Annotated in this window: 8 protein-coding genes; 5 read left to right on the top strand and 3 right to left on the bottom strand. The window is 46.3% G+C overall.

Annotation, left to right across the window (positions count from 1 at the left end):
* The first annotated feature begins 36 nt into the window (after window positions 1-36).
* The 3 genes from ACHKAR_RS11015 (at window position 37) to ACHKAR_RS11025 (ending at window position 3,098) form a co-directional block, all read left to right on the top strand.
* Window positions 37-1,614: a sensor histidine kinase gene (locus tag ACHKAR_RS11015; RefSeq protein WP_395417464.1), complete on the top strand. Its 1,578-nt coding sequence runs from the start codon at window positions 37-39 to the stop codon at window positions 1,612-1,614.
* On the top strand, window positions 1,601-2,296 hold the full coding sequence (locus tag ACHKAR_RS11020) for a response regulator transcription factor (RefSeq protein ID WP_395417465.1): 696 nt from the start codon (window positions 1,601-1,603) through the stop codon (window positions 2,294-2,296). Before ACHKAR_RS11015 ends, ACHKAR_RS11020 begins: the two co-directional genes overlap by 14 nt.
* 76 nt (window positions 2,297-2,372) lie before the next feature.
* The gene (locus tag ACHKAR_RS11025; protein ID WP_159582624.1) at window positions 2,373-3,098 is read left to right on the top strand and encodes a 1-(5-phosphoribosyl)-5-[(5-phosphoribosylamino)methylideneamino]imidazole-4-carboxamide isomerase; all 726 of its coding nucleotides are present in this window, start codon (window positions 2,373-2,375) and stop codon (window positions 3,096-3,098) included.
* A gap of 1 nt (window position 3,099) precedes the next feature.
* On the opposite strand, the gene ACHKAR_RS11030 is transcribed toward ACHKAR_RS11025, so the two are convergent.
* From ACHKAR_RS11030 to ACHKAR_RS11040, 3 genes are all read right to left on the bottom strand, one after another.
* Window positions 3,100-3,381, bottom strand: coding sequence for a hypothetical protein (locus ACHKAR_RS11030; RefSeq protein ID WP_159582625.1), 282 nt, complete (start codon window positions 3,379-3,381; stop codon window positions 3,100-3,102).
* 116 nt (window positions 3,382-3,497) lie between these two features.
* Window positions 3,498-4,262: a DUF3667 domain-containing protein gene (locus tag ACHKAR_RS11035; protein WP_159582626.1), complete on the bottom strand. Its 765-nt coding sequence runs from the start codon at window positions 4,260-4,262 to the stop codon at window positions 3,498-3,500.
* A gap of 54 nt (window positions 4,263-4,316) precedes the next feature.
* Window positions 4,317-5,378, bottom strand: a complete 1,062-nt coding sequence (locus ACHKAR_RS11040; protein WP_159582627.1) for a mechanosensitive ion channel family protein — start codon at window positions 5,376-5,378, stop codon at window positions 4,317-4,319.
* 236 nt (window positions 5,379-5,614) lie between these two features.
* On the opposite strand from ACHKAR_RS11040, the gene ACHKAR_RS11045 reads away from it, so the two are divergent.
* Window positions 5,615-6,091: an endonuclease domain-containing protein gene (locus ACHKAR_RS11045; protein WP_395417466.1), complete on the top strand. Its 477-nt coding sequence runs from the start codon at window positions 5,615-5,617 to the stop codon at window positions 6,089-6,091.
* A gap of 45 nt (window positions 6,092-6,136) precedes the next feature.
* Complete coding sequence (locus ACHKAR_RS11050) at window positions 6,137-6,571, top strand: endonuclease domain-containing protein (protein ID WP_395417467.1); 435 nt, start codon at window positions 6,137-6,139, stop codon at window positions 6,569-6,571.
* Window positions 6,572-7,394 lie beyond the last annotated feature (823 nt).

The following is a 7,394-nucleotide window of genomic DNA, read 5'->3' on the forward strand; positions in this document are numbered from 1 at the left end:
CGAACTGTACGGGCACATTTAGCGTAAATTTGAGGCATGAAGCGATCGACGTTACGGTGGGTAGTTACTTTAATGAGTCTGGCACTGCTTGGGCTCATTGGCTTTCAGTGGTACTGGATAGACTCCGTGATCCGGGCCAACGAGGAGCGCTTCAAAAAGGATGTGATAGAGGCCCTGCATACGGTCTCCGAAAAACTGGAAAAGCAGGAGGCATTATATGCCTTTAACCAGTCGGTTTATTTTTCCAGGACCTATGGAGGCACCCAGAGTTATCAGTTTCGCGCTGCACCTCAGAACACCGATGTGGTAGTGATCAAAGATACCCTGCGAAACGATGCCATGGGATTTGACATAATTTTTGACTTTCAGGTGGGCTCAGGGGGCGAGCAGCAGCTGCGGGGAGCGCCAGAGCCACGTGCTCCGGGGCATCAGACATGGCAGCATAGTAAGGAAATGAAGGATGCCGAGCGTCTGCTGCTGGAGGAGCGACTGGAGCGGGCCACGAGAAAATCTGAGATGGTTTTTCAGGTGCTGGAGAATATGCTGGTTCCGGATCGGTCTGTTATGGCCAGGTTTAACCCTCAACAATTGGATTCACTGCTGTCCAGCGAATTTGCGGAGCGGGGAATCGACATTAGCTTTGACTATGCCATCGTTTCTCCTATGAGCGAGCGATTCCTGCTGGTGGACAGCCGGGCTTCCAAAAGGGCCTTGGAAAAGAGCGAGCTCAAAGCAAGCCTTTTCCCCAACGACCTGATAGGGGAACAAAACTGGCTGGTGGTGGACTTTCCGGAAAAGCAACAGTTTCTGCTACGTAAGATCTGGCTGACCATGGCAAGTTCCGGATTTTTGATCCTGGTCATCGTGGGTTCATTTGGCTACTCCATACGCACCATTCTCCAGCAGAAGAAGCTCTCCGAAATGAAAAATGATTTCATCAATAACATGACCCATGAGCTGAAAACGCCTATCGCCACGATCTCATTGGCCTGTGAAGCCCTTAGTGACAAGGAAATTAATCAGATGAAGGGCATGCAAGACAGGTATCTGGCCATGATCAGCGATGAGAATAAGCGGCTGGGTGAGCAGGTGGAGCGTGTGCTCCAGATGGCCGCACTCGACAGGAACGATATCGAGCTCAAAAGTGAGTCACTTAACCTCCTGGAGTTGGTAGAGCGGGCCGTGGAGAAAACAGCCCTGCAGGTAGAAGCCAGGTCCGGGCAGATCAAAGTGATTGATAATGCCGACAATAAGCTCGTTTTTGGTGATAAAACACACCTCACCAACATACTCGTGAACCTGCTGGACAATGCCAACAAGTATTCGGACTCAGCACCAGAAATCATGATTCGCCTGTACAATAAGGCGGGGGACATCTCTGTAGCTGTGCAAGACAGGGGGATAGGCATGACCAAAGAAGCTACCACTCATATATTTCAGAAGTTCTATCGGGTGCCTACCGGCAATATTCACAATGTCAAAGGTTTTGGCCTTGGCCTGGCTTATGTGAAAAATATGGTGGAACTTCATAACGGCACCATCTCTGTAGAGAGTGAGCCCGGGAAGGGCAGTAAGTTTACCATCACCTTACCAAACGAACATGGAAACACCTAAAATACTCTTAGCAGAAGACGATGAAAACCTGGGTCAGATTCTCAGCGAATACCTCAACCTGAAAGGGTTTAAAACCACCCTTTGCCGGGATGGAGAGGAAGGCACAGCTATTTTCAAACCGGGGAGCTTTGACCTTTGCATTTTGGACCTGATGATGCCTAAAAAGGATGGATTCCAACTAGCCGGTGAAATCAAGGAGATCGATCCGGAGATTCCCATCATTTTCCTGACGGCCAAATCCATGAAAGAGGATATTCTGGAAGGTTTTAAGATAGGTGCGGATGATTACATTACCAAGCCATTCAGCATGGAGGTGTTGCTCATGAGGATAAAGGCTGTGCTGCATCGCACGCTCAAAAGCAATGCAGACCGGGAGCTGCCGGAGGAGGTTACCGTGGGGGCACTCAGGTATCAGTATGCGAGCAACATGCTGCATCTGCCGTCTGGTGCGGTGAAACTTACCACCAAGGAAAATGAGCTCATGAAGCTGTTTTTGGAAAATCTGAATCAGACAGTCACACGCACGGTGGCTCTCAAAAGAATCTGGAAGGATGACTCCTACTTCAATGCCCGGAGCATGGATGTTTACATTACAAAACTCCGAAAATACCTCAAAGAGGAGGATTCGCTCAAGTTGCTGACTGTGCATGGGGAAGGATTCAAAATGGTGCATTTGAATTAGCGGTCATCTTGTATATTTGTGAGCTGAGCTCCGGCATCAGTCACCCTTTTTTAGACCCAAAACCCCCATCTGGTATATGCTACTGGTACCTTCTATCTCTGTGATCAAAGGCAGGACAACCCGCCTCACCCAAGGTGATTACACCAATGAAAAAGTTTATGATGTAAGTCCCCTCGATGTAGCAGAGCAGTTTGCAGATCATGGGATAGACCGGATTCACCTGATAGACCTGGAAGGTGCTAAGAAGGGCTCACCGGTGAACTACCCCACGTTGGAGCTGATTTCGGGCCATACAGACCTCAAGGTAAACTTTGCCGGAGGGCTTCATACAGATGGCGACATCATCAAAGCCTTCGAATTTGGTGCGGAGAGCATAGCCGCAGCCACCATAGCCGCCAACAATAAGGAACTATTTGCAAACTGGATCATGTCCTACGGTCGCGAAAAAATCTCCCTGAGTGCAGATGCGCTCAATGGATTGATCAGGATAGGTGGCTGGCAGGAGGAAACCCAAATTTCTCTGGATACCCACATAGAGTACTTTTATGATCGAGGATTGAAATACCTTAAGACCACCGATATTTCTAAAGATGGTGCTTTGGAAGGGCCCTCATTCGAGGTGTATGCGCACCTGACTTCCAAATTTCCGGAGCTATGCATTTTTGCGAGTGGTGGGGTACGAAATATTGATGATATGAAAAAACTCCGGGATATGGGAATCTACGGGGTGATTTTCGGGAAGGCGTTTTATGAGGGAAGGATTACTTTAAAAGAACTCGAGGCCTTTATTCAGACCAGTTAATTTAAAATTCGTAATTCAGGTATTCATTGCCAGGAGGCTCCTCGTCGTACTTTAGTTTATAAATAAAGTAAAAGATGAAATTGAATTTGCAAACGGAGTTGAGATTGGTTGAGTCCTGATTTTGATTGAGGTACATCCCCCCACCAGTGTTGGTGCTCTCGGATGCTGAGGTTGTTTCCTCCGACTTTTCGGCGGCATTGTTTGTGGATGTAGCCTCAGTGGATTTTTTGGTTTTACTCGCTTCTTCATTAGTGCTTGCGCTGGCATAATCTGCCAAAAGCATACAGAAAACGGTTAGTGATATGGAAGCGAGCTTTTTCAGAACATGGAAATTTAGGTAAAAATACGAAATATCCATGCCATGGGTTAGAAATAGGCAAGATTTAACCGATTATTTTTTTAAATCTCCCCCACTAATACGACGATCAAAATAGCCACCAGCAAAATGGTGAAAATAAAGAGGAGGTAACTCACGATCCAGGTAAGCAATGCCTTGAAGAACTTTCGGAAAGTAATTTTCCCGTCATCGAAGCGGCCAAGGGCCCAGCAAAAATAGATAAGTGAGACCAAGGTCATATACTGACTAACCCAAAAGCCAGTCCACTTGAAGGCCAAAAGGCCCACGATAAGAAACCAAATGGTATGGGTCTGGAGGTAAGTGATCAGTACCAGATTTTCCAGGAAGCTCCTTTTCTTTCGGTATAGCCACTGAACCCCCACGGTCAAAAACGGGATGAGAAATGCTGAGGCGAATCGAAAATTTCTGGAGATCCACCCGGAGATGTTCTCCTGTAAGGCGAGCTGTCGCTCACTGCCGGAGCCTTGAGGCAGCCCCAGGTTTTCGTTGGTCGATTTGATGAAATCTGCAACTTCCAGACCCAATAGTTCGAAAGCAATGAGCATCAGGGCGGTCATCACTATGTAATACCCGAGGGGCCCGATGTATCGCACATTGTTTCTGTTGAGGTAGGCCGTGATCACCTGCTCGGGGTGCAAAAACAGACCCCAGGCTGATCGGGTAAACTTGGTGTCGAGTCCGAGCCAGCGGTCTGTGAACTCAGAAGAAATATACCTGATGGTGAGTTTCTTCAGGTGGAGCTTTTGCCCGCAATTGGGGCAGTAGTTTCCGTCAGATTCCTGGTTACAGTTGATGCATGTTTCCATTTCAGAGGGCATTGAGCTTACTAAAGCTAAAAATAAAATGGAAGGGAATCGAATTTATCTTTTTTCCGTAGCGTGAATATCCAGTCTCTGGACAGGAAGACTTTCCGGGTGTTCCTTTTGCAGGAAGGCGATGAGTTTTTCGCGTACGCTGCACCGAAGATCCCAGGCCATAGGCGAATTTTTAGCTGACATGAGTGCTCTCACCGTCATGGTATATTCTTTGGTATCCGTGATTTGGAGAGATTTCACCTGACCGTCCCAGTTGGGTTCCGTTTCCAGAATTTCTTCCAGTTTGCTGCGAAGTTTTTCTACTGGGGTGCGATAGTCCAAATGGAGAATGACCGATCCTATGATCTCTCCTTTGTTTCTTGTCCAGTTTTGGAAGGGCTTCTCCACAAAATAAGTGATGGGCAGAATGAGCCGGCGCCAGTCCCAGATTCGCACCACCACATAGGTGAGGTTGATCTCTTCTACCCATCCCCATTCACCCTCTACCACCACGGCATCATCCATCTTGATGGGCTGAGTAAAAGCAATTTGGATTCCCGCCAGAAAATTAGAGATAGACTTTTGTGCTGCAAACCCAAGGATAACACTGGCTACACCGGCAGTAGTGAGGAGGGTCTGACCGTATTTACGACCTTCTTCAAAGCTCAGGAGGATCAGGGCAAAACCAATAAGAACAATGACCACTATGAAAACCTTCTTGAGAAAATTGATCTGAGTGAGAATCTTACGCTCTTTGCGGTTGTCTTCTTTGTCAATATCGTACCGATCGAGGAAGATGTCTTCCATGGCGTAAAGTACCCGGATCAGGAAGTGGACGGAAGCGATGATGAGCAGAATCAGAAAGGTTTTAATCAGGATTCGGCTGGTGTCAGTATCCTCGGCATAGTTCAGGACAATGAAAATGGAGGCTACAGGCACGAGTGTGTTGAATGCCGTTTTGCACCACTTTCTGAAAATGAGCAGGTCGTTGGATTTGGCCTTTTTTACGGTAATTGTAAGGCTGATGGCGACCACCCAGTTGATGATCACTCCGGCCACCAGGCCAATGATGATGTGAACCACCGGAAAGGAAAGGTCGGACACGTTCTGAATCAGGTCTTTCAACATATCGACAAGGTACTGTCGACGGGTCAAAAATCAAATGGAGGGAGGTTTTTTGGTGGGAAGGGTAAAAGATCCTACAAAGTGAGGAGTAAAAAACATGGGCTGACTCCCAGGCGACTTTTTAATGATTGGTTAATTCAGCTTGAAAATGATCACACAATTAGAAGCTATTAAGAGAAAGTTTCCCCTCTTGAGAGGGGATTAAGGGGTGTGTTTTTTATAAATTTAGAATCACCACCATGCGAAGAAAAATCATCCCCTATCATCCCAAGCTCAAAGAGCTTGCCCGCCAATTACGAAACAACAGTACCAAAAGTGAGATCAGGCTTTGGCAATACCTGAAGGGTAAGCAGATGATGGGCTATGACTTTCATAGACAGAAGCCACTGCTGGAATACATTGCAGATTTCTATTGCTACGAACTGGAGCTGGTGATTGAGCTGGATGGCTACACCCACTATTTTGAAGAAGCGGTGGAAAAGGATGAGATTAAGCAAAAGGCTCTGGAAGAAGTCGAGTTGACTGTGATGAGGTTTGCAGATGTAGAGGTGATGCATGATATTAATAATGTGTTGAGGACCATAGAAAATTATATTTTAGATAGAGGGAAATACACCCCCGGCCCCTCTCAAGAGGGGAGAAATGGGGACCAACACCAAAGTACAGGCAAGCGACCACTCAATCAGAGGCGATTTAAGAGAAAGTTTCCCTCTTGAGAGGGGATTAAGGGGTGTGTTTTTTATAAATTTAGAATCACCACCATGCGAAGAAAAATCATCCCCTATCATCCGAAGCTCAAAGAGCTTGCCCGCCAACTACGAAACAACAGTACCAAAAGTGAGATCAGGCTTTGGCAATACCTGAAGGGCAAGCAGGTGATGGGCTATGACTTTCATAGACAGAAGCCACTGCTGGAATACATTGCAGATTTCTATTGCTACGAACTGGAGCTGGTGATTGAGCTGGATGGCTACACCCACAATTTTGAAGAAGTGGTAGAAAAGGATGAGATTAAGCAAAAGGCTTTGGAAGAAGTGGGGTTGACTGTGATGAGGTTTGCAGATGTAGAGGTGATGCATGATATTAATAATGTGTTGAGGACCATAGAAAATTATATTTTAGATAGAGAGAAATACACCCCCAGCCCCTCTCAAGAGGGGAGAAATGGCGACCAACACCAAAGTACAGGCAAGTGACCACTCAATCAGAGCCATATTAGAAGAGCCGGTCAAGCAGAACAAAAAAAGCAGCTACAAATAAATGTAACTGCTTTTGCAAAGGGTGGAAGCCCGGACTCGACGGGGCCAACCCTTGGCCGGCGACCTTCTGAACCACGGTTTTAATGGATCAAGCAATATTCGTGTGGGGTAACACTATATAGTTATATTTTGTAAGGAAGAATTAATTCACTCCGGATTCAGAACATAGTGACGCAAATGAGGGCGGGGCATCCAAGTCTTGCCCGCCTGGGATAAGCGTGAATCATTTTGACTCTAACAATTCCTAAAAACCCTAGCACGATTAGTCAAAATGATTTTTTGCGTGCGACCGGCTAAGTTGGTGCCCTTCTGTAGTATCACTAAATGCTTTCTTTGTCCACGCCGCCTAGGGCAAGCAAAGAAATGAAGATAGGTAGCCAATCAGTTGGATTGAGTCACATGAGGTGCCAGATTACGGATCACTATCCACTTTTAATACAATCTCGGATCAAGCAATATTGGTGTGTGGTAACTCTATATAGTTATATTTTGTAAAGCCCAATTAATGGACTGTGAATTTCGAAAAGTAGGAACGCTCAGGAGGGTGGGGCATCCAAGGCAAGTGTGAATCATTTTGACTCCAATAAAATTCCAAAAAAAGGCTGAAACACGATGAGTTAAAATGATTTTTTGCGTTGGTGCCTTTTCTTTTGCTTCGTTTTCTTTGGGCAAGCAAAGAAAATGAAGGGTAAGTGGCCAATCAACTAGATTGAGGTATATAAGGTATCAGATCACAACTTCACCATCCATCTTTAATGCA

This window comes from Marinoscillum luteum, from assembly GCF_044005705.1.
GTDB classification, from domain to species: Bacteria; Bacteroidota; Bacteroidia; order Cytophagales; family Cyclobacteriaceae; genus Marinoscillum; species Marinoscillum luteum.

Coding starts and splice junctions, on each gene's coding strand:
- ACHKAR_RS11015 (WP_395417464.1), top strand. CDS start 37: ATGAAGCGATCGACGTTACGGTGGGTAGTTACTTTAATGAGTCTGGCA.
- ACHKAR_RS11020 (WP_395417465.1), top strand. CDS start 1,601: ATGGAAACACCTAAAATACTCTTAGCAGAAGACGATGAAAACCTGGGT.
- ACHKAR_RS11025 (WP_159582624.1), top strand. CDS start 2,373: ATGCTACTGGTACCTTCTATCTCTGTGATCAAAGGCAGGACAACCCGC.
- ACHKAR_RS11030 (WP_159582625.1), bottom strand. CDS start 3,381: ATGCTTTTGGCAGATTATGCCAGCGCAAGCACTAATGAAGAAGCGAGT.
- ACHKAR_RS11035 (WP_159582626.1), bottom strand. CDS start 4,262: ATGGAAACATGCATCAACTGTAACCAGGAATCTGACGGAAACTACTGC.
- ACHKAR_RS11040 (WP_159582627.1), bottom strand. CDS start 5,378: ATGTTGAAAGACCTGATTCAGAACGTGTCCGACCTTTCCTTTCCGGTG.
- ACHKAR_RS11045 (WP_395417466.1), top strand. CDS start 5,615: ATGCGAAGAAAAATCATCCCCTATCATCCCAAGCTCAAAGAGCTTGCC.
- ACHKAR_RS11050 (WP_395417467.1), top strand. CDS start 6,137: ATGCGAAGAAAAATCATCCCCTATCATCCGAAGCTCAAAGAGCTTGCC.